The sequence below is a fragment of the Paraburkholderia phymatum genome, from assembly GCF_040965635.1.
Taxonomy (GTDB): Bacteria; Pseudomonadota; Gammaproteobacteria; order Burkholderiales; family Burkholderiaceae; genus Paraburkholderia; species Paraburkholderia phymatum_B.
Map to the genome: position 1 here is coordinate 37,722 of NZ_JBFRCH010000039.1, position 26,291 is coordinate 64,012.

Annotated in this window: 17 protein-coding genes and 6 pseudogenes; 13 read left to right on the plus strand and 10 right to left on the minus strand. The window is 59.4% G+C overall.

The genetic code is table 11. From position 1 onward, the window contains the following. Nucleotides 1–276: 276 nt before the first annotated feature. From AB4Y32_RS34855 to AB4Y32_RS34865, 3 genes are all read left to right on the plus strand, one after another. Nucleotides 277–1,284, plus strand: a complete 1,008-nt coding sequence (locus AB4Y32_RS34855; RefSeq protein ID WP_368725654.1) for a YecA family protein — start codon at nt 277–279, stop codon at nt 1,282–1,284. A 230-nt stretch (nt 1,285–1,514) separates the two neighbouring features. Next, complete coding sequence (locus tag AB4Y32_RS34860; RefSeq protein ID WP_368725655.1) at nt 1,515–4,193, plus strand: DEAD/DEAH box helicase; 2,679 nt, start codon at nt 1,515–1,517, stop codon at nt 4,191–4,193. An 18-nt stretch (nt 4,194–4,211) separates the two neighbouring features. Then, entirely contained in the window at nt 4,212–5,213 is a 1,002-nt protein-coding gene (locus AB4Y32_RS34865) for a hypothetical protein (protein WP_368725656.1), read from the plus strand. 395 nt (nt 5,214–5,608) lie between these two features. On the opposite strand, the gene AB4Y32_RS34870 is transcribed toward AB4Y32_RS34865, so the two are convergent. The 4 genes from AB4Y32_RS34870 to AB4Y32_RS34885 form a co-directional block, all read right to left on the minus strand. Further along, nucleotides 5,609–5,926 carry a CcdB family protein gene (locus tag AB4Y32_RS34870; protein ID WP_342945129.1) on the minus strand — a complete coding sequence of 106 codons (318 nt, stop codon included), beginning with the start codon at nt 5,924–5,926 and terminating at the stop codon, nt 5,609–5,611. Continuing rightward, complete coding sequence (locus tag AB4Y32_RS34875; RefSeq protein WP_368725657.1) at nt 5,926–6,168, minus strand: type II toxin-antitoxin system CcdA family antitoxin; 243 nt, start codon at nt 6,166–6,168, stop codon at nt 5,926–5,928. Before AB4Y32_RS34875 ends, AB4Y32_RS34870 begins: the two co-directional genes overlap by 1 nt. Before the next feature lie 78 nt (nt 6,169–6,246). Continuing rightward, nucleotides 6,247–6,498: an RES family NAD+ phosphorylase gene (locus tag AB4Y32_RS34880; protein WP_368725658.1), complete on the minus strand. Its 252-nt coding sequence runs from the start codon at nt 6,496–6,498 to the stop codon at nt 6,247–6,249. Continuing rightward, nucleotides 6,495–6,680 (minus strand): hypothetical protein, encoded by a 186-nt coding sequence (locus AB4Y32_RS34885; protein ID WP_368725659.1) that lies wholly within the window; start codon nt 6,678–6,680, stop codon nt 6,495–6,497. The genes AB4Y32_RS34880 and AB4Y32_RS34885 overlap by 4 nt, the downstream gene beginning before the upstream one ends. Nucleotides 6,681–7,784: 1,104 nt before the next feature. Here AB4Y32_RS34885 and AB4Y32_RS34890 point away from each other — a divergent pair. The 5 genes and pseudogenes from AB4Y32_RS34890 (at nt 7,785) to AB4Y32_RS34910 (ending at nt 10,568) form a co-directional block, all read left to right on the plus strand. Then, nucleotides 7,785–8,468, plus strand: a complete 684-nt coding sequence (locus tag AB4Y32_RS34890) for a hypothetical protein (protein ID WP_368725660.1) — start codon at nt 7,785–7,787, stop codon at nt 8,466–8,468. 12 nt (nt 8,469–8,480) lie between these two features. After that, nucleotides 8,481–8,963 carry a hypothetical protein gene (locus AB4Y32_RS34895; protein WP_368725661.1) on the plus strand — a complete coding sequence of 161 codons (483 nt, stop codon included), beginning with the start codon at nt 8,481–8,483 and terminating at the stop codon, nt 8,961–8,963. A gap of 345 nt (nt 8,964–9,308) precedes the next feature. Further along, nucleotides 9,309–9,539: pseudogene (locus tag AB4Y32_RS34900) on the plus strand (transposase); the annotation flags it as partial. Continuing rightward, nucleotides 9,535–9,874 (plus strand): annotated as a pseudogene (locus AB4Y32_RS34905) (DDE-type integrase/transposase/recombinase); the annotation flags it as partial. The pseudogenes AB4Y32_RS34900 and AB4Y32_RS34905, both read left to right, overlap by 5 nt. A gap of 127 nt (nt 9,875–10,001) precedes the next feature. Then, on the plus strand, nt 10,002–10,568 hold the full coding sequence (locus tag AB4Y32_RS34910; RefSeq protein WP_342945130.1) for a sugar O-acetyltransferase: 567 nt from the start codon (nt 10,002–10,004) through the stop codon (nt 10,566–10,568). A 359-nt stretch (nt 10,569–10,927) separates the two neighbouring features. Here the strand turns inward: AB4Y32_RS34910 and AB4Y32_RS34915 are convergent, their stop codons facing one another. After that, nucleotides 10,928–11,620 (minus strand): IS6 family transposase, encoded by a 693-nt coding sequence (locus AB4Y32_RS34915; RefSeq protein WP_342937631.1) that lies wholly within the window; start codon nt 11,618–11,620, stop codon nt 10,928–10,930. Between the two features lie 148 nt (nt 11,621–11,768). Continuing rightward, nucleotides 11,769–12,020, minus strand: coding sequence for a DUF4158 domain-containing protein (locus AB4Y32_RS34920; RefSeq protein ID WP_342937629.1), 252 nt, complete (start codon nt 12,018–12,020; stop codon nt 11,769–11,771). A 99-nt stretch (nt 12,021–12,119) separates the two neighbouring features. Between AB4Y32_RS34920 and AB4Y32_RS34925 the strand changes: the two genes are divergently transcribed. Beyond that, on the plus strand, nt 12,120–13,823 hold the full coding sequence (locus AB4Y32_RS34925; RefSeq protein ID WP_368725662.1) for a phage integrase family protein: 1,704 nt from the start codon (nt 12,120–12,122) through the stop codon (nt 13,821–13,823). 391 nt (nt 13,824–14,214) lie between these two features. Here AB4Y32_RS34925 and AB4Y32_RS34930 read toward each other — a convergent pair whose 3' ends face one another. Beyond that, nucleotides 14,215–16,530, minus strand: coding sequence for a S9 family peptidase (locus AB4Y32_RS34930; protein WP_368725663.1), 2,316 nt, complete (start codon nt 16,528–16,530; stop codon nt 14,215–14,217). 182 nt (nt 16,531–16,712) lie between these two features. Between AB4Y32_RS34930 and AB4Y32_RS34935 the strand changes: the two are divergent. The 3 genes and pseudogenes from AB4Y32_RS34935 to AB4Y32_RS34945 all read left to right on the plus strand — a co-directional run. Further along, nucleotides 16,713–17,008, plus strand: a pseudogene (locus tag AB4Y32_RS34935) (IS6 family transposase); the annotation flags it as partial. Nucleotides 17,009–17,866: 858 nt separating this feature from the next. Beyond that, nucleotides 17,867–18,243, plus strand: a pseudogene (locus AB4Y32_RS34940) (DDE-type integrase/transposase/recombinase); the annotation flags it as partial. A 129-nt stretch (nt 18,244–18,372) separates the two neighbouring features. Next, nucleotides 18,373–19,599 carry a Tn3 family transposase gene (locus AB4Y32_RS34945; RefSeq protein ID WP_368725664.1) on the plus strand — a complete coding sequence of 409 codons (1,227 nt, stop codon included), beginning with the start codon at nt 18,373–18,375 and terminating at the stop codon, nt 19,597–19,599. 528 nt (nt 19,600–20,127) lie between these two features. Here AB4Y32_RS34945 and AB4Y32_RS34950 read toward each other — a convergent pair. After that, nucleotides 20,128–21,504, minus strand: a pseudogene (locus tag AB4Y32_RS34950) (ISNCY family transposase); the annotation flags it as partial. 159 nt (nt 21,505–21,663) lie between these two features. On the opposite strand from AB4Y32_RS34950, the gene AB4Y32_RS34955 reads away from it, so the two are divergent. Continuing rightward, a complete protein-coding gene (locus AB4Y32_RS34955; protein WP_368725665.1) occupies nt 21,664–22,689 on the plus strand; it encodes an IS110 family transposase in 1,026 nt (341 codons plus the stop codon). Nucleotides 22,690–22,969: 280 nt separating this feature from the next. Here AB4Y32_RS34955 and AB4Y32_RS34960 read toward each other — a convergent pair. Then, nucleotides 22,970–24,431 (minus strand): annotated as a pseudogene (locus AB4Y32_RS34960) (ISNCY family transposase). Between the two features lie 199 nt (nt 24,432–24,630). Beyond that, nucleotides 24,631–26,046 carry an ISNCY family transposase gene (locus tag AB4Y32_RS34965; RefSeq protein WP_368725666.1) on the minus strand — a complete coding sequence of 472 codons (1,416 nt, stop codon included), beginning with the start codon at nt 26,044–26,046 and terminating at the stop codon, nt 24,631–24,633. Nucleotides 26,047–26,291: the final 245 nt, after the last annotated feature.

Genomic DNA, 26,291 nt, shown 5'->3' on the forward strand with positions numbered 1-26,291 from the left:
GGTGCCGGAACAATGGGGAGGCGCTTTTGCAAACTGGAGTTTCTCCAGAAAACGCATCCCTATCGATCACAGGGGTTAGCGACATGTGCGCGAAAGTATTTCATCGCCTACCGACCGGTAGTCCGATTTGTACGTCACCCCATCGGGTAGAATGTTGGGCTCCCGGCACCCGCCGAAATGGATTGCGTGCAAGCGCTGCATCGAGTTGCATGTCGGCGACAGTGACATACACAGGCGAGCGGCATCGCGTCTATCGTGTACCACCGTGGGAATATCATGAATCTCGATCCCGAATTCGACGATCCGCTGACTGATGAAGAGTTTGGTGTGCTCGAACGCTTTCTTTCGAGCAATGCCGTTTGCGACGATGCGATGGACGCCGTCATGTTGCACGGCTTTCTGACCGCCGTCATCTCTGGACCGAACATGGTCATGCCAAGCGCGGTGCTTCCGTGGATCTGGGATGCGAGGCACGCAACACGTCAGCCCAGATTTTTATCAGCCGGTCGGGCACGCAAGATTACCGGATTGATCATTCAACACTGGAACGACATCAACAACGCCCTGAATCACTGTCCCGATCTGTTCGAACCTCCCCTGCACACGACCGAGTGGCGGGGTGAAGAGATTCTCGTCCTCAACGAGTGGTGCGAGGGCTATTGCAAAGGCATCGACATCGACCGGGAGGCCTGGGAGCTGCTGATCGAACGACACCCCGAGTGGTTCAATGTCATCCTGCTGTTTGGAACAGCCTCCGGATACCAGGCACTGGGGCAGCGGGATTACACCGTCGAGCAACGTCGGTCATTCGCAAACCTGCTCACGGCCGCAGCGCTCAATATCCATCGATACTGGGGGGAGGAGCGCCGAAAACTGATGGAACAGGGCGAGCGGCCGAACATGATCCCGCCGGTTTCAAGGCCGAAAGAGCATGCCGGGCGCGGCGATCCGGATGCGCAAGACGGGAACGAGTCCGAAGACCTGTTCCTTGTCGATTCGCTCGGCCGGACGACGGAAGATGCGTTTCACCCGCTTGCATTGTCCCCGCTGTCTACCAGCGTCACTCGCGAAGGCACGTCTGTCGATGTGCACGTCTATCGGGCCGGAAACGACAGCCGCGATGGCTGGATCCTGGAAATCATCGACTCGCACGGAACATCAACAGTGTGGGACGACCCGTTTCCGACCGACGGAGCCGCGCTGGCCGAAGCGTTGAACACCATCAACTCGCATGGCATTGCATCGGTAACGGCAGGTGTACCGGAGCACGTGACGAAGCACTGACCGCTCTTGAACCGTCTTGCGCGCTGAGTAAAGGTCCGGTCGCCGCAGCCTGCGGGTCAAACCATTGTGCGGCACGGACAGAAGCGTCACCCGGTAATGCCGTACAACATGCCGGCGGAAGCCAGCACCATGATCAGGAATAGCAGTTTTTCCCGGGGCGCGAGATATTACGTGATCTGCACGCAAGGCTATTTGCCGCCTCGAAGCTGGTACTTCCCCATCGACCATCCATGTCTTTGACCGATAGCGATTGTCTCGCGCCCAAAATCACACCGGCAGGCCATCTCCTTGCGGCGCCGGACGTCGATGCGCCTGCCTTGCCAGATGACGTTGCGCTAGGCGCTTCCTTCAGGCGCGGCACGGGTCATGGGCTGCTCTATCTGGGGAGCGCAACCATAGGGCGCGCACTGCCGCCTGCCTGGGCATGGTGGCGCGACTTTGGCGCCCGCTATGTCACGTCTTTATGCACCACGTCAGAAGGCGAGGAGGTCACGGTCTCTCAACCGGACACTGGGGACTTCGAAAGACTGATCGAAGATGCACCTCCCATGACGGGTGCCGAATATCTCACGTCGGATGTCCTGGCGGCACTGTGGGGCGAAATCGACATCGCTTTACGTGATGAGCTGGCGAGCACGGGGGAGTCGCTTCAGGCATTTCTCAAGTCGCGTCATCCTGCCTGGAATCTTGTGGGCCGTGTTCACTTCAACCTTGCCGAAAACCGCAAGGATCCTGAAGCCCCTTTCGCCTTCCTGGCAACCTACGCAGCGCGGATATCGGCCCATGGCAAGACACAACATCAACCGCTTTCGCGGGCGCTCGAGGAATTTTCCGGTGCGCGGAACAAGGCGAAGCTGCTCTCTCTCCTGATGCCGGTTCAGCGCGCTGCTGAACGCTGCGACTGGCTTCGTGCAATGCTCGATTCGCGCGAAATATACCACCCGTTGCGCTGGATGCCGGCTGACGCTTACCGTCTTCTCTGCGATTTGCCCGCTCTGGAATCTGCCGGAATCATGGTCCGGCTACCAGCTACCTGGGCGACGGGCCGCCCCGCGCGACCTGCGGTCAAGGCCAGCGTTGGGGCACGGCCTCCGTCGCTCCTCGGCAAGGATGCGCTGCTCGACTTCAGAATGGAGGTGTCGCTCGATGGCGAAGCGTTAAGTCCCGCCGAGATCCGGCGCCTGCTCAATGGGGCCGACGGTCTCCAGTGGATTCGTGGACGCTGGATCGAAGTGGACACGAAAAAGCTCGGCCACGTACTCCAACGCTTTGAGAGTATGGAGAAGGCGGCGCAATCGGGGCTGCCGTTGAACGATGCCTTGCGTCTCCTCGCGGGCGTATCGGACGATGAAGCTGAAGGCTCCGACGAGCGCGACTGGGCACAGGTCGTTGCAGGAGACTGGCTGGCAGAGACGCTTGGACATTTGCGCCAACCGGAAGGGTTGGTGCAGGTCGATCCGGGCCCCGACCTGAGAGCCCAGCTTCGGCCCTATCAGCAGGCCGGCGTGCGATGGCTATACCTCCTTAACCGGCTCGGGCTGGGCGCGTGTCTGGCCGACGACATGGGCCTCGGAAAGACGATGCAGGTACTCTCCCTGCTGTTGATCCTGAAGCGCGAACAGGCCGACTCGCGCCCGAGCCTGCTGCTCGCCCCCGCGTCCTTGCTGGCAAACTGGGCAGCGGAAGCTGAACGCTTCGCACCCGGCCTGCGTGTGCTGGTGGCTCACCCGTCCGTGACGCCTGCAGAAGAACTACGCGCACTGAGCGACGCGCACCTCACGCAGACGGACCTCGTCATTACCAGTTTCGGTTCGCTGCTGCGTCAACCCGGTCTGGAAACGATCCAGTGGCGCATCGCGATTGTCGACGAGGCCCAGGCGATCAAGAATCCCGGCGCCAGGCAGACGAAACAGGTAAAGAAGCTTCAGGCCCAGTCACGTATCGCCCTGACGGGCACCCCGGTGGAAAACCGCCTGTCGGATCTTTGGTCCATTTTTGATTTCACGCATCCAGGCCTGCTGGGCTCGGCGAAGGAATTTGCCGATCTCAGCCGGCGTTTGGCAAAAATCGAGCATTTCGGTCCGCTTCGCACGCTTGTGCGGCCCTACATCTTGCGCCGTCTGAAAACCGACAGGCGTGTTATCGCCGATCTCCCCGAAAAGACCGAACTCAAGGCGTGGTGCCATCTGAGCCCCGTCCAGGCCGCGTTGTACGAACGCGCGGTCAAGGACCTGGCGGCGGCGCTCGAGGGTGCCGACGGTATTGAACGCAAAGGCATCGTTTTAAGCTACCTGATGCGTTTCAAGCAGATATGCAACCATCCGTCCCAGTGGCTTGGCGACGCGGCGTGGAGCCCCGAAGCCAGCGGCAAGTTTGGCCGCCTGCGGGAACTGGTCGACGTGATCGCGGCGAAGCAGGAAAAGGTACTGGTGTTCACCCAGTTCCGCGAGACCACCGAGCCGCTTGCCGCGTTCCTGGGATCCCTTTTCGGCCGGGAGGGCTTGATTCTCCATGGCGGTACGGCCGTAGGCAAACGGCGCGAACTGGTCAGGCAATTCCAGGAAGACGAATCAACACCGTTCTTCGTGCTGTCGCTCAAGGCGGGAGGATCGGGACTGAATCTCACCGCGGCGTCTCACGTGATTCACTTCGACCGCTGGTGGAATCCCGCCGTAGAGAATCAGGCGACCGATCGGGCGTTTCGCATTGGCCAGAGCAAGAATGTTCTGGTGCACAAGTTTGTTTGCCAGGGCACGGTCGAGGATCGGATTGACCAGTTGATCGAATCGAAGCAGCAGTTGGTGAACGATATGCTTGAAGGCGGTGCGGAACTGCAGCTGACCGAGATGAGTGACCAGGAGCTGCTTGATCTTGTCAAGCTCGATATTCATTCCGCGCAGGAAAACTGATCATGGAGAGGAACGCTGATGGCAAACTACGGTGGATGGAACCCTTACGTCCCGGTGGCCGAGCGGCGAAAAAAAGCGGAGCAGCTGGTCGCCAGAGCGACCAGGGCTGGCAAGACCCTGTCACCCATTGCACCGTATCGCGGGGCCATTGCGAAGACTTTCTGGGGCAAAGCGTGGTGCGATAATCTGGAGCAGTACAGCGACTACGATAGCCGCCTGCCAAGGGGGCGCACCTACGTGCGTAATGGTTCGGTGATCGATCTGCGGATTACAAGAGGGAAGATCCATGCGCAGGTGATGGGATCAAGCCTGTACGAGATCACAATTGATGTCGCCGCCTGTCCGGAAAGGCAGTGGCGCGCGTTGAGCGCCGATTGTTCGTCGTCGATTGACTCGATGGTCGAACTGCTGCAGGGTAAGCTCTCGGCTGCGGTGATGGGCCGCATCTGCCAGCCCGGCACCGGGCTTTTCCCTGCGCCGAAAGATATCAAATTCGGTTGCAACTGCCTGGATTGGGCGGTGATGTGCAAGCACATCGCAGCAGTACTTTATGGCATCGGCGCACGGCTCGACCAGCAGCCCGAATTGCTCTTTACGTTACGTGGCGTTGACCCCACCGATCTCGTCAATCACACAGGTGCGAATTTGTCCGGTGCGGGAAAAGCCGTCCCGGCGTCCGGCAAGCTGCTCGATACTGCCGTTCTGGGCGATGTGTTCGGTATCGACATTGACACGGAACCCTTTGCAGATGCCGACTCGGTCCGAGGCAACCGCACGCGCAAACCATCCACTTCGCAAGCGAGAAAGTCTGCTTTGACCACGCCGAAGCCGTCCGTGACCGTGAAATCGGCGCCGAAGGGCAAGGTCGCGACGCCGACCGCGAAGTCCGGCCCCGCTGCCATGAAAAAGCCCAGGGGCAACTCCGATCCCGGCACATCGAAGACGAACCGTTCGGTCGCGTCTCAAAAGCCCGTTGCACGTCCGCGTACTACGTCGAAATCCGCGAAACGCCGCGGGTGATCTTTTGTCCCGCGTTTCACCGCTTGAGCCGGCGACCTGTTTCGCTCTTACGGATTTTTGAATCCTGGCCGACTCTCTGATTGAGTGGGACTACGGTGTCGCGATTTCGCCGGCGACGGCCTGGCGCTACCTCAAGGCGCGAATCACGACTGCGCATAGACTCAATCTAGCGAATATCGATAGGTATCCTATATTTTAGGCGCTTTTACGAATCGACCGACAATCAAGGGTCTTCAATTTCGAGGATAGGGCCAGGCTGCAACCGCATGCAAGAGTTGCAGGTCGCGAACTCTTGCATTATGCGGCCGGGGGAGGATAACGCCTGATGCTGACGAGGGATGTCGCGTCGACCGATTGGGTCCTGTTTGGTAATGCCAACAGCAGTGATTGAGCGATCAGTAGCCGCCCAGCAGACGGTCAAGCGCTGCAGTGATCTTGTCCCGATGCTCCCGCAATGAGCCGATCGAGGGACCAAGCTCGGTTAACGGAACAGATGCAATGAACGCCGGGTGCATCAGGCATTTGACGCCAGCGATCTCGAAGGACGGCGTGAGATCTGCTGGCAGTTTGCCGGGAGGGAAAGAGTCCGCACGAATCAGCGGGACAACAACCCGAATTGTCAGGCCATCGAGAAAGTCACTCTGCACGTCGATAAGGTACGGCGTACTCGCCTTGCTTTTACCGGGGTTGGCATAAACTTCGAATCGCGCCATCAAAACATCCGGTATTCAGCGAGTGGAAGGCCATTCTTTTCGACCCAGTCGTTGGTGTTCTTAATGAACTCCGCGTTCTCCTGCGCCCAGCGACGACCTTCCTCGGCCTTGATTGCGTCGCGCAAAGCCTGCTCGCAGGCACGCGAGAAGTTGATGCCCAGTTCCTTCGCCCGCTCATAAACGTCGACAGGCAGCGTGACATTGGTCGCCTTCCGTGGCACGGCGGCAGTTGCATGTGCCATGTGAGCCTCCATGTTGGTGAATATGCGCATATCTGTCCACATTCTACACATGATCAATGCCGTCCGCTGCGAAGGCGCTTACGTCCAGGACGACTGGTTTTGCGGAAGCGAACGCTGTGGGTCATGCACGTCAAGTCGATCTGTCGGCTCAAGCTCATCCACGTATAGGACGAGATTTACTCCATCCGGCGATAGGCGTGACCTGAAGAGAATCCCTTTCGCCCCGGCCGCGATAACCTCGTCACCGACAACCCGGCTGGGGGTTCGATGCGCTGGTTGAACCAGCAGCCACGCCAGTCGCAATAGAAATCTTCCCACAGGGCAGATCATTTTCCGCTCTGATACCCGCCTGTAAAGTCGACGATAGGGTCAACGGTCAACTGGTAACTGACAAGCGTGCCCGGCGGCATCAATGGAGAAATCTGCTGATATTCCCGTACGGCCGTGTCGACGTCCAGTGCGAGATAAAGGGCGTTAAGCCCGGTTAGCGTGGCCGCCATGCCTGCCAGCACCGGCGCCGCTCGTCGGCGCGACCGCTCACTTGGGAACATGCATGCGGTAGGCCGTAAGCTTAGACAGGGCCTTCACGATCACCAGGTCATGTTTCCGGCCTTCAACGATCGTCGCGTGTTTCTCATCCCTGGAACTCTGTATCGATATAGAAGTTGTCGTCGTCGACGGTGAACTGAATCCATCCGTCGCGGCGGGTGGTCAGGACATGCCTGTCTTTCATGGTCGTGCGCACGCGCACGCCCTGAGCGCGAACGACGGCGCGATAGTCGGGCAGAGGCTGCCATGTTTCGCCGATTGGCGGGGACTGTGAGGTACGCCCATAACGCCGTACTTCGGGGCCACTCGCCAGCAACCCAGACTAGACGCTCATAGACAGATAGCAAACCTATTCTGGCAATGATGCGTTCACGGCAGGCTTACCTGAGAAAAACGCAACGAATGCGACAAAGAATAATATTGCGAAAACTGCGAAAATAGCTTATCGTGGAAACATCCGAACGGCAGATGCTCCATGTGGTACACCGACTGCGATCTGTCCGAAGCGATAGGGGGATGCGTAGCGGATGTGACTGAGAATCAGGTCACACCGCCTGTGCCCGCACCCGGCGAATACGCCGAGCGTGAGGCTCGGCCCGCGCGGCTGCTGCTTTACCCGTTGCTCGCTGAATCGAATGAAGCGGTGTCAAACCCCGCGAAGGTTGACCCCGCAGAACGTCAAAACACCTTGCTCGCTGTTAACCCGACGCCTTTTGGCGAGTCTGGACGCTGCTGTTTGGTCAACCGACCGATACGCGCTCCAGCAAATCGCTAGTGGTGCAGGTTGCTGCGGCGCTGCTCGGATCAAGAACTGCACCCGGCGCCGATTACCTGGCGGCAGATTTCGACGCCGTCAATAGCCGTGAGCTCGCACGGGAATACCGTCTGGCGCGGTTGCGCGAGCTCGTGGCCAGCCGACGACACCTCGCGCAGTGCTTCGCTGCGGCCCGCGCATTCCTGCTCCGACATATCGCACGGGCTACCGTCGAAACGGGTAGTACGGCGGCCATCGCGAAGCGCATGACGCCGCTTGGCGCACCTCCGCAAATCGCATGAAGGAGAGTTTCATGGCACAGGCAATCAACGAGCGGAATGCTGCGGCTGACTTCAAGATCCGCGCTTTCCTGTCGGGCGGGACGCCTCTTGACGTACAGCGAGCGGCTCGTGACGTCGCCGAACTGTTTGCATCCGACGTCGAGGGCACTTTGCGCGGCCAAGCGCCCGAACTGGTGACTGGCAGGATCCACGAACTCGTGCGCAACGTTCTTGAGCGACGTCTGGCAACGATGCTGGCGCTGGAAAAATCCCAAGACGCGGAAAACCGCTCGCCCACGTTGCCTGTGGCCAATCTGAGACCCTCGGACGTGATTGAACAGCGCAAGGTCAGCATGTCGCTCGCGAGCCTGTATCGCTATGTTGAAGCGAATAAGTTCTACTGCGTCGTGCCTGCGGGGCAAAGCAACGGGCGTGAGTTTCCGGCGTGGCAGTTTGTTGAGCCGGTACCCGAGCTGCTTCAACCGGTGCTGTTCGCGCTTCGAGGATCGTTGAGAACAGAGGTGCATGCTTTCTTCGTGACCGCGCAGGACGAACTGAACGAATTGTCTCCCGCGGAGATATTGGCTGGCGTGCCGTTCGAGACGCGCCCGTCGGTGCACCCCAGCCAGCTGCGACTCTTGCAGTTGCCCGCGATGGAACGCCAACGTCGGGTATTGTCGCTGGTTCGGGCGTCGGAGAAAGGCATGGCCGAGTGAACGGCTAATGCAATGACCAATAAGAATGAACCGATCGTCGAACTACCCCCGCATCTGCGGAACCGGATTCCGTCGCAAGAGCTTTTGAGGGAGGCACTTTCCCGCGAGCTCGCGGATCCGGACACGAGCGCACAGTTATTCCGTGCCGCGTATGTGCCCGAGAGCGTGTTGCCCGTCAGGGTACAGCGTGTCTACCGATTTGGTCCGCCGCCTGAGCTATTCCGGCCGGACGGCACACCGCCATTCTGGTGGCTCTACGCGGCCCATGCGGCGGAGACGGCAATCTGGGAGGCGCAGTTCTGCAAGAACGACGTGACGCGCACCGGAACGTTTTATTTCGATACGTTTGCAGTCCAGCACGGGGTAATCGCCGAGCTGAAGTTTCCACGTCCGCCGAGGCTCTGGAATCTGAATGGCTCGGCATCGAGCAGGCTTGGCATCTATGACGACTTGTCGAGCCCGGACTATGAGTGGTCGCAGTGGTTCGGCTATTAACTCGACCGGACAATCCAGTCCGTTGACCCCGTCACGCGGCCGGACGGATTTGTGTATGGCGATAGCAGGGACGTCGCTGAGAAGTATGGTGCAGGACTGGTTGGCGCCTGACCCGAAGAGAGGGTTTCGAGTCAGCCACTACGGAAGATCCAGCAGGGGACGATATGTCTGCGTGGTCGCAGACAACGGAACCGGGTCGAAGGCAATGTTCTTTTTTCGACATCGAGACGGAAAGTGGTGCGTCTTTCCACCCGATCCCGAAAGGCCGGCCATGCACGGAGAAATCGCGCTATGCGAAGGCTAGGGCCTGTTCACACTAATCGTATTGGATCGTATCCTTCGGCGATGGAAATCACCGAAGCCCAATATCAGCGGATTGAGCATTGCCTGCCGCGACAGCGCGGCAATGTCAGCCTGACAAACCTGCAGGTGCTCAATGCGATTCTTTATGTGGCCGAGCATGGGAGCAAATGGCGCGGACTGCCCAAGCGCTTTGGCCGATGGCAAACGATCTACACGCGAATGAATCGCTGGTCCAGCGACGGCGTGCTAGATCGTGTGTTCACTGAACTGCAACAAATTCGGTGCTGTCTTTGCCCAGTGCGTCAAAGCGGCGCGGCGAAAGCTGGATAGCACTTGGTATCTTCAGCATCTTGATGAGATTTTCGTGACGCTGCGCGGCGGGTCGTATCTGTTATGGCGTGCGATCGATGAGCACGGCGCCAAACTCGATGTGCTGATGCAAGAGCGACGCGACAAGGCCGCGGCAAAGCGCTTTTCCGGTGGGTGCTGTGTTCGAACCCGGTGCCGCGCAGGATCTGACGGACCCGCTGCGCAGTTACCCTGCGGCGAAAGCCGAGATCCCCGAGTTCACTCATGAGAAGCGCGTATTCGTCAAAACGGCTGCACGTGAACAGGAGCATTCTATGGGCAGACGCCACATACCCGGAGTGGATGTTGAATGACTGACGACTCGACGCGCGCTTACCGACTATGGGAACATGGCGCAAGCGACGAGCTTGACTGGAGAGAAGGGTTATGAGCAGAACGGAGAAAGAAAAGATGCTTGCCGGAGAACTGTACACGGCGAGGGCAGCCGAGATTCAGGTCGATCAGGCGGAAGCCCGAGCATGGATGGCCCGCTTCAACGGAGCCATCGACATGCCGCTCTCGGAGAGATACGAACTCTTGCAAGAGAGACTCGCTACGATTGGAACAGACTCCATGATTCGTCCCCCGTTTCATTGTGACTATGGCTTCAACATCAGTCTGGGCGCCGGGGTGTTCCTCAATTACAACTGCATCATCCTTGACGTCGTTCGGGTCGAGATCGGCGATATGACGCAAATTGCAACCGGCGCGCAGATTTTGACCGCGGATCATCCTCGCGATCCGGCTGTTCGTTGGGCAGGGCTCCAATTCGGTCGGCCGGTGAGGATCGGACGCAACGTTTGGATCGGTGCCGGCGCGATCATTCTGCCGGGCGTGACGATCGGCGACGACGCATTGATCGGCGCAGGCAGCATCGTCACGCGCGACGTGCCAGCTGGCGCCACTGCTGTCGGCAATCCCGCACGCGTGTGTTCGGCGCCAAAGATCACATGAGTGGAGCGCAGTGCCCTCGGGTTACGCGTCGTTCTTTGTTTTGACGATGAATTCTCGATGCGTATTTCGCACCAAGCCGGACACTGATTTCGCAGCAAGCTGGACAGGCATTTCACGCGAAGGTGGACACGGATTTCACGGCAAGCTGGACAGCGATTTCACACGAAGCTTGACAGTAACGCTCTGATGTAGCGACGCGGGCTATGTCGCAATAAGGGACCTGCTATGCTGACGTCCCGAAGACGGACGATCTGACCGATAAAGCAGAACCTGAATCCCGCGGTGGCGAAGGTGCTCAAGCGCCGGTTCTGTCGCGGTAACGGTGGACGGACGAGCCTGCTCGATATAATCAGGATGGCTTACATAACCAAAGAGTAGAACTGCTCGGCGGCTGACGGGTGGGTGCCTTTTTTCACCCGCATCTGGCCTTTCCGAATCATATGCATGGTCTCGATGCCAGACAGAATGATGCGTGCGCAGCGAAAATCCTTGAAGCCCATCATCGGTTTGACGATACGTTTGATGGCCCTGTGATCCTGCTCAACAATGTTGTTCAGGTACTTGCATTGGCGAATCCTGATGGGCGTTTCCCGCTCGGCATTGGCGGCCTGAAGCGCCGCAAGGTTGGACCCGCTTCTATCCACCGTGACCGTCTCCGGCGCGCCATTCTGGTCGATCGCCTTTTCAAAATATCGTTGCGCGGCAATCTTGTCCCGACGGGCCCGAAACAGAAAATCGACCGTGTCTCCGGCCTTGTCCACCGCCCGATACAGGTACTTCCACTGGCCCCGCACCTTGATGTACGTCTCGTCCATCCGCCAGCTTTTGCCGAGCGGACGTTTGTGCTTGCGGAAGGCTTTTTCGAACAAGGGCACCAGCTTGATAGCCCATCGGTGCACGGTCGAATGATCGACTTCGATACCGTGTTCCGCGATCATCTCTTCGAGATCACGCAGACTCAGCGAATACGCCACATACCACCGTACGCACAGCAAAATCACGTCCACCGGGAAATGCAGCCGCTTCAGGACCTTCGCGATCCCCACCGGCAACGTCTTCCGGGAAATGCGTTCTTTCTTCACCGGCGCTTTGCACAAATTTTTCATGTTCTGATTTTACGGTACCTCCTTATCGCGACAGAACCCGTGGGGAGACCTAGGTGTAGCGTACGTAAAAATCCGTTTCTTGAGGCTACCCCGCTTAGCGTGTTTTATTTTCCGTTTCCTGAAGACCCCTAAACGTAAAAAACGCCCGTGTGGCCTTGAAATAGCCGGTTTGCAGCAGACAGAGTATTTGTTCGTTGAGGCCGCGGCGCCGTTCCGCTAGCGCCAGTTCGTCGGCGGTGAAGGCAAAGTACTCCGCGCGCTGGAAATCATCGAATTCGGGGCGGTCATAGAGCGCTTGCCGTTCTGCTTCGGGCAACAGGGTGAGATGGCCGTTGTGGGCGCGCATCCAGAGGCGGAAGAAACTGAAAGGGCGCCATTTTAAAGCGTGACAGACCAATAATTGATATTATCGGGCTATCATCTTGATTTTACATAACCTCAACCGATGAAGACGCGTCTGCCCCGGCGCCCGGCCGCGACGCCTGCCGAACCCGGGTTCCCGGATGCCGATGCGCTGGCCGCGCTGCGTGGCTGGTATGCAGGCCTCAGTTCACGTGCAACCGTCCTGCGCTACCTGCCTGGCCTCAAGGCGTCGGGCCAGTCCGCACGTGGCATGCTCGGCCGCATCCGCCGGCAGCTCATCGCGTTCGCCGAAAGCCGCCATCGACTGGATCTGGCGGCGGTATTCCAGCACACGCCCCAAGAGCGGCAGGGGCGAGCCAAGGCAGTTGAACACGCGCTCAGGACGTTGCCCTCGTTGACTGCGCCACAGCCCCAGATCAGCGACGACATTGAACGGTGGCTCGCACCCCGGACCGCGAATGCCCTGCGTGCACACGGCATCCATACGCTCTCGGAACTGACCGTACGCATCCCGCGACGGCGCGGATGGTGGCGAACGATCGAGGGGCTCGGCGCGATGGGGGCTCGGCAAGTCGAAGCCTTCTTCGCCGGGCATCCGCTGTTGACCGAGCGCGCCCGCGCACTGGTCGCGGTCACCCAGCCACGCAGCATCGTGCCGTGGGAAGAGTTGCGCCTGCCGCACGAGGTCGATGGCTCGCAGGGCAGTTTCCGGGCGCCGCGTAATGCCTGCACGCTGAACGCGACGAACGATTACGAGGCGGTACAGGCGTGGCTTGCGCTGCACGAAACAGCGACGACGCAGCGCGCCTATCGCAAGGAGGCCGAGCGGCTGATCCTGTGGGCGATCGTCGAACGCGGGCGGGCGCTGTCGTCACTGACAACCGACGACGCGATCGCCTACCGGGCGTTCGTGAGACGTCCGACGCCGCGCGAGCGCTGGGTCGGGCCGCCGCGGCCGCGCGATTCCGTCGAATGGCGCCCCTTTACGGGCGGCCTGTCAGCGCGCTCAGCAGCCTACGCACTGACGGTGCTCTCGGCGCTGTTTCGCTGGCTGATCGAGCAGCGTTACGTGCTCGCCAATCCGTTTTCCGGCGTCAAGGTCCGAGGCCACGCCTCGCAGCCAGCGCTGGACACGACGCGCGGTTTCACCGAGGGTGAGTGGCTGCTGGTCCGCGCGATTGCCGACGGCCTCGAATGGTCCTATGGCTGGTCGGAGCCAGCGGCGCAGCGGCTGCGCTTCCTGCTTGACTTCGGCTACGCGACGGGTCTGCGCGCGAGCGAACTGGTCGGCGCCGAGCTCGGCAGCATCCGCGTGGACGGGCACGGTGATCACTGGCTGCATCTGGTCGGCAAGGGCAGCAAGCCCGGCAAGGTGGCACTGCCGCCGCTCGCGCGTACTGCGCTCGATCAGTACCTTGCACAGCGACGCCTGCCTGTCACGCCACAACGCTGGAACCCGAAGACATCACTGGTCGCGAGTCTGGGCGAAGACGGCGACGCGGGTATCGCGGGTTCGCGTCTGGGGCGCGTCATGCGCCGCTTCTTCGCACAGGCAGCCGACGTGATCGAGGCCGATCATCCGGTAGCTGCCGAAAAATTGCGCCGCGCGAGTCCGCACTGGATGCGCCACAGTCACGCGAGCCACGCGCTCGCTAGCGGGGCCAAACTGACCAGCGTGCGCGACAACCTGCGCCATGCATCGATCGCGACGACATCCCTCTACCTGCACGGCGACGAAATCCAGCGTGCGAGGGATATGGATCAGGCCTTTGCCGCCCGAAAATAGCCGCTAACCTATTGAATTCGAAGAATTTCGAAAAAATCGGCGGTTCCAGCTTATAACCCCTACAAGCGAATGATCTCGTTGGCATCCCAATGGCCGTGCCACTTTCAATCCTCAGGTCCAAGACCACTGAGGCGAGAAATTTTTCAAGCGCCAGAGCGAGTACGATCGCCAACGCGCAAAAGCATTGACCCCACTGCTTTAGGCGTAGCGCCTGAACGACGGCGACGCTCAGCGACCGGCGATGACACTGCGCCGGTCTCCCACAGGAATCTTGCGGGCTTGCGTTCAACGAAGGCAAGCAATAGCAGTCCTGAGCCCAATGTAAACGATTGAATGTGACTATACAAAAATCCTACGAACTCAATGTCACGGCGATCAGTATAAAGGGTCATCAACTCGACGGAAAATGCGTCGATGTGGCATTCCAATTAGGCGGATCTTGCCCGAAAACATTGCGAACGAAGAAATCCATGAGCTTACGCTCGGTGAAGATACCGGGGGCTCCATGATCAGCACCAGGCACATAGACCATTTCGAATTCCTTTCCCGCCTTAATGAGACTGTCGGCGAGCGCAAAGGTGGAGGCCGGATCGACATTGTGGTCCATTTCGCCCACAACAAGCATAAGTTTGCCGTGCAGATTGTCGGCATTGTCGATGGCGGAGGACTGTGAGTATTCAATGCCGACGGGCCAGCCCATCCACTGTTCGTTCCACCATATCTTGTCCATACGGTTGTCATAGCAACCACTGTTGGCTACCGCAACCTTATAGAAGTCCGAATGGAATAGCAGTGCATCAATGGCGTTCTGGCCGCCAGCTGATGTACCGAAGATTCCCAAATTCGAGATGTCGTACCAGGGATATAGAGAGGCAGCCGCCTTATGCCACAGAATGCGATCGGGAAGGCCTGCATCTTTCAGATTCTTCCACGCGACGTCATGGAAAAGGCGTGAACGGTTGTTAGTGCCCATTCCGTCGATTTGCACAACGATAAAACCCAACTGGGTAAGGGGATCTGTTGTGGTTGTGAATGACTTTGGGACGTGAGAGCCTTGCGGGCCGGCATATATATCCTCCACCACAGGATACTTCAGATGTGGATCGAATCTATCTGGTAGATGAATGATTCCCCAAATATCGGTCTTACCATCGCGCCCTTTGGCAACAAAATTGATTGGTGCTCTCCATCCATTAGATTCGAGTTGGGAGATGTCGGTGCTCTCAATCTGCATCAGTTTAGCGTTGTCTCTAGACCGGAAAAGCGCCATGCGTGGGGGAAGGTCGATACGTGACCAGAGGTCGACGTAGAATCTACCGTCAGGAGAAAACTCGATGTGATGATTGGCCGGTTCTGGCGTAAGTGATGTCAGCCCCTTTCCGTCGAAGCCAATTCGGTAGGCGTGAACGAAATAAGGGTCCTCACCGAAATTCATTCCGCTTGCTTCAAACCAAATTTCCCTTCTGACTGGATCGATGTGGTCCACCGCGCGGACAATCCAGTCACCTTTGGTGATTTGGTTTTCTAAAACACCGGTACGGCCATTAAAGAGGTACAGATGTTCAAATCCATCGCGCTCGGATGCCCAGATAATTTCCTCTCCATCATTAACATTGTAACGAAAGTGTTTTCCGGCATTTATTTGGTTATTTCTTAAATCTGTATAATCGACGAACGTGGAGCTGACCTCATCGATCAAAGAGCGCGTACGGCCGGTGGCTGCCTCCACCTCGATTACTCGGTAGAGCTGATGGCCGCGTTGGTTGTACTCAAATGTAAAGCCTTCCCCATCCTTCCACCAATTAATTTGGGAAAGGTCAAAAGGATTCGGGAACAAAGCATTGTCGATATTGACCATGCGCTTGTTGACTATGTCGAATAGTACCGGTTGCGGTCGCGGAAGAATATCTCCCGCTTTGGGATACGCTATTGGCTCATACCTCGCTTGATGGTTTGTTGCTGAGGAATTGACAAGCATGATTTGACGCGGTTGGCCGACGGCGACACGGTAACCTGCGAGGTGATTGGAGTCAGGGGACCACTTTAGGGATGAGAAGACGTAATTGTTCGCTTCTGTCCCGTCCCAACTTAACGGTACATTTACTGACCCGTCCTTACTCAGTAGAAAGACGTTGTAGTTTTTGATATATGCTTTCCACTTGCCGTCCGGTGAATCGCTTGTGATTCGACTATCGCTTTCAGCCGTTGGCGTGAAGTCGTTATGAAATGACAAGATTTCGCCCTGAGAGATCCTAGTGCAGATGTAGCTTGAAAGATCACAACTCCACTGAACGGAATGAATGGAGAACAGCAACTGGTTGCCGTCTTGTCCGATTTCGAAACGGTCAAAGGGCAGCGAATTGCCTCGGAAATTCGAGGAGGCCGCCTTATTTAATGCGTCGGCAAGGCGGCTATGATCGAAAGCCGGTTGCTTCTTCCCAGTTTTGATATTGAATTTAATGAACTGGCGCTCACCATGTGTCGTCCGTCGGTAGGCAAGGGTCTCGGGCGAAAGCCAGAAAGGGGGGGTATCGACGAAATTGACAATTTTATCCGAGTATTGATAACGAACTGTGAGAGCCCGCTGAAAGTCTGAGGGGGTAAGAGCAAAGGGGGGGTGTATGGTTCCGTTCCCCTGGTTGTCAGCAGCCGATAGCAACGTGCAGTAGGAAGTTAGAAGCAGAAAGATGGTGACAATTTTTTGCATGGATGTTTGGCCTTGACTATGTATAGGTTACGTCGTCGGCGTACCTTGCTGCAATTTTTATGCCATCAGTGAATGCGAGTGGGTATGATCAGTGTCCGCTGAGCGCAAGCGAGGCGACCGGTGAGGTTCTGTCGCGATAACGGGAAGTAGAATGGCCGGTTTTGGAAACTGCAAGTCAGCAGATGAATAAGCCAGCGAAGACGCCGCGCACGAGCCTGCCAGGCGGCATTGCTGCCAATGTCCTCAAGCGCCTGCACCATCCGGTGGACGTGATTCTGCTGTGCGTGCGCTGGTACGTGGCGTACTCGCTGAGCTTGCGGGATCTGGAAGAGATGATGGCCGAGCGCGGCATCGAGGTGGATCATTCCACGGTGCATCGCTGGGTGATCAAGCGATCAAGCTGCTGCCGGTGCTCGAGAAGGCCTTTCGTCGGCGCCAGCGCCCGGTAGGCAACAGCTGGCGCATGGACGAGACCTACAGTACGCCCAGCCAACGTAGCCCGCCTATATGGGGGTGAAGTTGCTTGAGCATAGTTGGAATGCAAAACCCGGAGAAGTTGCTGTTGTAGTACCGGGGTATGCCCTTCTTCTGCTGCGAGAGGAAGTGAGCCGAAGCGGCGGTGACTTGCCGACACTGGCACGGTGACGAAGTCCGTGGGAAACGGGGCTTGCGGCGAGGCGGTTACGCCAAGATGAGCCTCTAGGCTGAGCATGGGACGGTTGAGGAACACGAACCTGTTTGAACGCATCTGAGGGTTGAATCGTCACCCCTGCCTACACCGCTTAATAGGCAGGACGCGAATTGTTGCCGATCATATGTACGGCCCGGCAACGCGAATGCTGACTGGCCATATAGGCCCATCAGCACGGAGCCATGGAGAGCGCGCAGCTAGGCCGCGGTATTCGCGACGACTTGCGGCAAGCAAGGATAAAGACTGCGACAGGCAGCCTCGCCCGTGCGCTTGAGTCCAGCATGTGAACTGGGGAAGGCTTGCACAGATGTTAAGGGAGTGTGCCCCCAATGATGTGCAAGCTGGCGGAGCCTCCGTAGTAGTCCGAGGCCGGGAAAGGCGGCTACATGGCGAAGGGGGGCAGTTGAAGTGGTTTGCCTGTTGATTAACTGACTGTAGTGAGGTGAAGACCTTCGATAATCAGTGAAATACAAAGCAAACTGGCGGCACGGTGGAACGGTGTCGCCTTTGTTCGAAACGACACTTCAGCGGAGAGCCGGATGCGCTGAGAGGCGCACGTCCGGTTCGGGGAGGAGAGGCAGAAATAGTTCGACTACGCCCCGGCAGAGATACTTCCACTGGCCCTTGAGTGGAGTAAGAGACAGGGACAAGGCCGGTAAGACCATTGACTTCCTGTTGCGCGCCGGCGCTTCTTCGAAAAGGCCATCGCCCAGAACGGTGCGCCAAAGACCGTCACGGTGGACAAGAGTGGCGCGAACCTCGCGGCCCTGCAGGCGATCAATGCTGAGCGGGAAACGCCGATCAAGATCAGGCAGAACAAGTATCTGAATAACCTCGTTGAGCGGGACCACCGTGGCATCAAACGCCGGGTCAGGCCGATGTAGGGGTTCCAGAATTTTCGCTGCGCTCGCATCGTACTCGGTGGCATCGAGACCATGCGGATGATCCGCAAAGGGCAGATGGTTATCCCCAAGGGGAGCAGTCCGTCGGCCGCCGAGCAGTTCTATTCCTTGGCCATATGACCGCGGCGCTCTTGCCACCCTCGGTCGCCCTTAATTCCTTATCGCGACAGAACCGACAAAAACGCCACACAGCAGGAAAGCTTCTACGCGAAGCTGCCGCTACGCGACATTGCCGACATCATCCGGTTTGTGAATGAGCGTTGCGGCTTCCTGTCGACGATGACGCCCCTGCAACCCCGTTACGCGAAGAAGATCGCCGACGCGGACAGCTTGATGGCGGTGATTATTGCGCAGGCCACCAATCTCGGCAATCTCGCCATGTCCCAGACCTGCGATATCCCGTATCACACACTCGACGAAACATATCGCCAGTACTGCCGTCTGGCCACACTGCGGGCTGCCAACGACCGGGTTGCCAACTTCATCGCACAATTACCGATCTTCGAGTACTACTCGTCCGATCTTGGCGCACTTTTCGGTGCCATCGACGGACAGAAGTTCGCTGCCGCCACTCCGACCGCAAAGGCGAGGCACTCGCGCAAATATTTCGGTCGCGAACGGGGAGTCGTCGCCTCTACCTCCCTCACCAATCACGTTGCCACACTCGCCAACCTCATCGGTGCGCACGAGCACGAAAGCCATTACGTCTTCGACCTCTGTTACCACAACACGACCGATATCGCGCCGACGATTATCACCGGAGACATGCACAGCATCAACAAGATGAATTTCGCGGCCATGTACTGGTTCGAGATGGACTTTGCGCCGCGCTTCACCAACCTGCAGGCACAGCTAAAACATCTGTTTTGCGGCGACGACATTGAGCAGGACGACAATTTCCTGATCAAACCCGCTGGACAGATCGACTTGCCCGCCATCTGCGACGATCCGTGTGTCTTCGAACAGATCATCGCGTCACTCAGCGTGAAGGAAATGAGCCAGCAGGCACTGGTTCGCAAGCTTTGCGCATTGTCTCCACATCACCGCACGCGCCGTGCCGTCTTCGAGTTCGATAAACTCGTGCGCAGCATCTACACGCTGCGCTACATGCGCGACCCACAACTGCAGCGCAACGTCCATCGTTCGCAGAACCGGATCGAAGCGTATCACGCGCTGCGCGGCTTCATCGCCGAGGTCAGTGGCAGAAAGCACCTGATCGGCAAGACCGATCACGACATTGCGATCAATAACGAGTGCGGCCGGCTGCTGGCCAATGTCGTGACCGCCTTCAACTCGGTACTGCTGTCACAACTGCTCGAACGCTACCAACGGGAGGGAAATGAGAAGGCGCTCGCGATGCTGAAGAAGATTTCTCCGGTGGCGTGGCGGCACATCCACTTCCTCGGGCATTACACGTTTCGCAACGAGAACCCGATCGACATCGCGGCCATGCTTGCGGGTCTCGACCTTCTCTAACCACCTGAAATCAAAGGACTTCCAAAATTTCTGCGGTTCCGGCTTACAACCCCTGGTTGCGAATCGACATGAACCACGATTCAAGGATTTCAGCCAGCGTCTCGTCATCCAGGCTTCCCAGCGCGTCGTCCAGCGACAACTTTCCGCGCAGCTGATCGGCATGCTGGTACAGGCTTTCGATATAGCGCAGCGCCTTGACGTGCGTCGATTCCGCCAGTTGGGCTGCCGATGTTGTCGACCAGACCGCGGCCCAGTACCGCGGCAAGCCATATTGATCGACCAGAACCGGACCGCGCAGCCCAGCCGGCACCGCAGCCCCTGACAGCTGTTTAAGCATTCGGCGTCCCGCGAAATTGCGCAACGCCCGAAGCTACCATTTGCTTGATGAATGTCTGGTGAAAGATGTGGTCGGGACGCTTCTGAAGCAATCCGGCACGCAACGGTTGTAAACCTACCAGCTGTCAAAGCTACGCCTGTTCCACTGTCCCCTGCAGACCGCCGGCCAGGTTTGTGCGGCGGCGCTGTTCTGCGTTGCGAGAGTTCCACGACCACCTGCTCGACGTCGGCCTGCGTGAGTTCGCGCTGTTTCTTCGTACCGGGTGGGCGCCCGGGCTTGCGCACTTCGATGCCCTGATTCGTGCGCGAAGGGGAGCCGGATGCCCGCCGGTTGTCGCGCTGTGCCTGAACCGCCTGCGCGACCTGCAGCACGTGAGCCAGGCGCTTGTGCTCGACCACCGCGCCCTGATCGATTTCCGCGAGCCGGTCGTACTGCCGGCAGGGCAATACCCGGCCATCCGCCCGGATCTCGATGCGCCCGTCGGGGTACTCCCACACGTCGATATAACGGTGAACCAGCCTGCGGTTATCCAGCGTGTCCTCCAGCAGGTACATGACCCGGTCGTACTGCACCGTCAGCGACTTCGTGACACGGCGCGTCTCGCGCCACGTCATGAGCAGATCGAGATCCTCATCGTCACGCAGCGGCCGGTGTGCGTCGAACGTACTCTTCGGCGGCTTCGCGAAGCGCGCGTTATAGGCCGCGATGAAGAAGGGCGCCCAGGCGTTCGCGTCGATCACCGTGCTGATCCCGCGCAAGCGCAGCTCCTTCACGAGCCGGTCCTGCAGCGTCAGGTGCGCGCGCTCCACGCGCCCCTTCGCGGAACTCGAGTTCGCGCAGAACGTGTCGATGTTCAGCTCATACATCGCCCGGCCAAAGTGCGTCACACTGTTGCCCGTCTTGCCGGCAGCCGTGCTGCGAAATACGCTCGCTTTGTCGCTGTAGAACGCGCCCGGCTTGCCGTAGCGCTCGATGTACGCGCGCGTGGCCTCGAAGTAGCTGAACGTCGATTCGCTCGCCGTGAAGTGCAGGTGCATCAGCCGGCTCGTTGCGTCGTCCACGTACACCAGCAGCGTACATTGCGGTGCGCGCTGCTCGAACCACGCATGCTCGCTGCCGTCGATCTGGATCAGTTCGCCCACGCATGCGCGCCGCGCACGCGGCTGGTACACCTTCGGCGGACGCTGCCGGCGCGGCACCCACAGCCCGGCGTCCGTCATCAGCCGGCGCACCGTTTCCTTCGCCAGGCGGATGCCGTGGCACTCGTACAGCTTCTCGCAGGCCAGCGTCGGCCCGAAATCGGCGTAGCGTTCGCGGATGATCGCCAGCACCCGGTCGGCCGTCGCTGTGTCCAGCCGGTTGTTGCTCGGCTTCGAGCGCCGGCCGGATACGAGACCACCTGGGCCGTGCTCCCGCAACCGGCCCACCAGCCGCCGGATCTGTCGTGTCGTCAGCCCGAGCCGTTCGGCGGCACGCCACGGCCTGAGCACACCATCGGCCAGGTCCTGAATCACCTTGTACCTGTCCAGCTCGCGCATCGTCATCGTTATCCGTTCTATGACTGCCATCGAAGCTCCCCGTGCCGGTTAGCCGGCGGCCGGTCAGCTTACGATGGTCCGAAAAGCGGACATTTGAACTTGGCCAGAAGCGGACATAATGAAATGGCCAGCCCGATCCCACCGACGGTTCTACGATAGGCGGTTCGGTCCACGGTAGAGGAGAGCGCCATGAACGAGGTCACGCTGGTCGGCATTGATCTGGGCAAGCACGTCTTTCATCTGCATGCGCAGGATGTGAAGGGCCGCGAGGTGTTCCGCAAGAAGCTTTCGCGCGCGCAACTGCTTCCGTTCTTCAGCAATCTCAAGGCAGTTACCGTCGTCATGGAAGCATGCGCCGGCGCGCACTGGCTCGCACGCAAGCTCAATGCGATGGGTCATCAGGCGAGACTGATTTCGGCCCAGTACGTGCGGCCTTTTGTGAAGAGCAACAAGAACGACTACATCGATGCTGAAGCGATCTGCGAAGCTGCATCGCGGCCCGCCATGCGTTTCGTCGAGCCGCGAACCGAAGCACAGCAGCTACTGTCAGCCTTGCATCGGGTGCGCGAAGGTCTGGTGACTGAACGCACGGCTACCATCAACCGCATTCACGGCGTCCTGCTCGAGTTCGGCATCGTCGTTCCATTGTCCAAAGCCACGCTACGCCGGCTGCCCGATGTTCTTGCTGTTCACGATCTGCCACCGCGGCTAATCCAGCTCATCCACCGGCTCCATGCTCACTACCGTTACCTGGACCAGCAGGTTGATGATGTTGAGCGGGACCTGACGCTACAACTGCGCGAAGACGAGAATGCAGCCCGGCTGCTGTCGATCCCCGGCATCGGAACCATCACAGCAAGCCTTCTCGCGTCGGAGGTCGGCAACGTCGCACAGTTTGCTGGTGGCCGGAACTTCGCAGCCTCAATCGGACTGGTGCCACGGCAGCACAGCACGGGCGGGCGAAGCGTCCTGTTCGGAATCAGCAAGCGAGGCGACAGGCACCTGCGCCATCTGCTCGTGCAAGGCGCCCGAGCTGTCATGCAACGCGTGAACCGGCGAACTGACAGGCTTGGAGAGTGGATTCGTTCAATGCTCACGCGACGGCACGCGAATGTCGTGGCCTGTGCAGTCGCCAACAAGCTCGCCCGGATCGCCTGGGCGGTGCTCACCAGGCAGCAGGCATACGATGCCTCCCGCCTGCAGATCGCAGACTGATTTATGGTTTCACCCAACAAGGTTTTGCGACTGCTGGGAATTGATGGTCCAACGGCACAGCGACCGGACGAAGAACCTGACAAGTTGTACAGCTCACAGCAGCTGCCGACATTTTGAGGATCGCCCGGTGCGGTTTTCATCGCGGAACATCGATTCCGGATAGATTTGCGCAAGCCACGAGGACGTCCGAACCAGAGGTTGCAAAATTCGGGCTGGCCATAGATTACAACTTAGCCGCTACACCAACTGTCCCCGCCAAGTTCAAATGTCGTGCCTCCGGCTAAATAGAAATGTCGGGTTTTGCCCTGTTCTTTCTTATCGTTGTGGGGTGGGGCGGCGCAGCCGCCCCCCGTTCCCGCATTGCCCTAGCACTGACTTCCCGAACAGCATGATTGATGTCGGCAACGTCAATCGCCCGCTGTTTCTTCAGTCCGACGAGTGCCTGCTTCGCCCGAACCTCTTCACCGCAATGCGTACGTGATGGCGAGCCCGATGCGCGACGCTCGTCACGCATGGCCTGAATCTGCCGTGCCACCTCCAGTGCGCTCGCGAGCCGCTTGTTCTCCAGCTCCGCACCCTGATCGATGCGCGTGATGCGATCGTATTGCCGGTACGGCAGCGCGACACCGCTGGCCTGGATCTCGATTACGCCATCGGGATATTCAACGACCTCGACGTACTCATGCATCAGCGCACGACTGACGGGCGTGTCATCGAGCAGATACATCACGCGGTCGTACTGTACGGTCAGTGCATTGGAGACCTTGCGCGGCACGCGATACGCGAGGATCTGCCGCAGATCCTCGTCGGCCCGCAGCAGCCGGTGCGCGTCATGATCGCTCCTGGGTGGCTTGCCGAAGCGCCGGTTGAAGTCGGCGATGAAGCAGGGCGCATACGCATTGGCCGCCTCCCGGGTGCTGATCCCGCGCAGCCGCAGCTCCTTCACGAGGCGATCCTGCAGCGTCAGGTTGGCACGCTCGACGCGCCCCTTGGCCTGACTCGTGTTCGCACAGAATGCGTCGATGTTCAGTTCGTACAGGGCCCGGCCAAACTGCGTGACCCCTTTGCCCGCTGTCTCCGAACGCTGCTTCACGTAAAAGACGCTGGCCTTGTCGCTGTAGAACGCCACCGGCTTGCCGTGCGCATGCAGATACTTCGCCAGCACTTCAAAGTAGCTGAAGGTCGACTCCGTCGCCGTGAAGTGCAGCGCCATCAGCCGTCCGGTCGCATCATCGATGAACACCAGCAGCGTGCACGCGGGCGCCCGGTCCTCAAACCAGCGGTGATCGCTGCCGTCGATCTGGATCAGTTCGCCCAGGCACGCACGCCGGGCCCGCGGCTGGTACACCTTCGGCGGACGCTCCCTGCGCGGAATCCACAGCCCGGCCGCCCGCATCAGCGTGCGTACGGTCTCGACGGCCAGCTCAATGCCATGACATTCGCAGCTTCTCGCACGCCAGCGTCGGCCCAAAATCCCCGTAGCGCTCGCGGATCAGCGCCAGCGCCCGCTGCGCCTTGCCAGCCGGCAACTAATGATTGCCGGGACGCCCGCGCTTGCCCGACACCAGTCCCGCCACGCCGGCCGCCTCATAACGCTTCACCAGCCGCTCGACCTGGCGCACGCCCAGTCCCAGCCGTTCCGCCGCCTGGCCCGGCTTGAGCCGTGCCTCGGTCACCGCCTGGATGACCTTGAACCGGTCCACCTCGCGCATCGTCATCGTGATCGTCCCAGTCGCATTCATCGCCGGCGCTCCCTCATGGATGTCCGGCGCTCAAACTACCCAGAACACGACATTTCTATTTAGCGGAAAACCGACATTTCTATTTGGGACCTACACCAGCTGTCGAGGCTTTTTTGAAATGTCGGGGTTGTGGCTAATTAGAAATGTCGGGGTTGAGGTCGGTTTTGGGTCCGGGTGAGGGTTGGTTTTGGACTCCTTCCTATCTCTGCAGGGCGGTTTTTAGCACCGAGCCTGCCGGGTTCCGGTGTGTCCCCCTTACCGCCGCATTCCAGTCCTCGAGCGTCACTTCGCGCGGCTTCCTCGTGCCGGGCCGCCGCGCCTTCGGGCGCACCGGTTCACCGCGGTTCGTGCGCGACGGCGAACCGGATATCCGGCGATTGTCGCGCTGCGCCTGCAGCGCCTGGGCGACCTGCAGCGCATGGCCCAGCCGCTTGTGTTCGACCACGGCCCCCTGGTCGATTTCGGCGAGCTCATCGAACGCGACACAGGGCAGCGCGACGCCACCGGCACGCAGTTCAATGCGTCCGTCCGGATACTCCCACACGTCGATGTGGCGGCCGATCAGTCGGCGCGTAGCCGGTGTGTCCTCCAGCAGCCAGATCATGAGGTCATTCAGCACGGTCAGCGATTCCGACACCTTGCGCACCACTCGCCACGTCAGGATCGTGTCGAGATTCTCGTCCGCGCGTAGCGGCCGGTGCGCGTCGAACGTGCTCCGCGGTGGCTTCGCAAAGCGCGCGTTGTAGGCGGCCATGAAGGCGGGCGCCCAGGCATTCGCCGCTTCCATGGTCTGGATGCCGCGCAGCCTGAGTTCCTTGACCAGCCGGTCCTGCAGCGTCAGGTGCGCGCGCTCCACGCGCCCCTTGGCGGGGCTTGAATTCGCGCAGAAGGTGTCGATATTCAACTCGTACATCGCCCGGCCAAACTGCGTGATGCCGCGCGCGCCGGTGCGGCTGTACGTTGGCCGGAAGACGCTGGCACGGTCGCTGTAGAACGCCACCGGCTTGCCATGGCGTTCGATGTACGCCCGCGTCGCCTCAAAGTAGCTGAAGGTCGACTCCGTGGCCGTAAAGTGCAGCGTCATCAGGCGGCTGGTCGCATCGTCGACATACACCAGCAGCGTGCAGGCCGGTGCCCGCTGCTCGAACCAGTGATGGTCGCTGCCGTCGATCTGCACCAGTTCGCCCAGGCACGCGCGCCGGGCCCGCGGCTGGTGAATCTTCGGCGGGCGCTGCTTGCGCGGCACCCACAGGCCGGCATCGCGCATCCAGCGTCGCACGGTCTCCTTGGCCAGCCGCACACCGTGGCACTCGTACAGCTTCTCGCACGCCAGCGTCGGACCAAAGTCGGCGTAGCGCTCACGCACGAGCGCCATGGCCCGCGCACGCAGATCGATGGGCAGTTCACGATTGCTCGGCTTGCCACGCTTGCCCGACACCAGTCCGGCTGGACCATCGGCCTCATAACGCCGGCACAGCCGGCTGATCTGCCGCTCACAAAGATCCAGCCGCTCGGCTGCCTGAAAGCAGCGCAGGCGGCCTTCAATGACCGCCTCGATGACCTTGACTCGTTCCAGTTCGCGCATGCTCGCCGTGATCAGACCACGCCCATTCATGATTCACCCCCGGGTCGACGCATCGCGACAGCGTGAGCCTAAGGAGGCAAAAATCGGACATTTCTAATTAGCCTGAATCAGACATTACTAAAAAGCTTCTACATGGGACCTACACCAGTGTCGAGGCCAGATTCAGATGTCCGCTTCCCGGCTAGATAGAGATGTCCGGGTTTAAGGGGTTCAGGGGTTGCTTTTCATGGGTTAAAGATCACGCAGTGTCGAAGGATGGTGTTTGAATGGGCAGC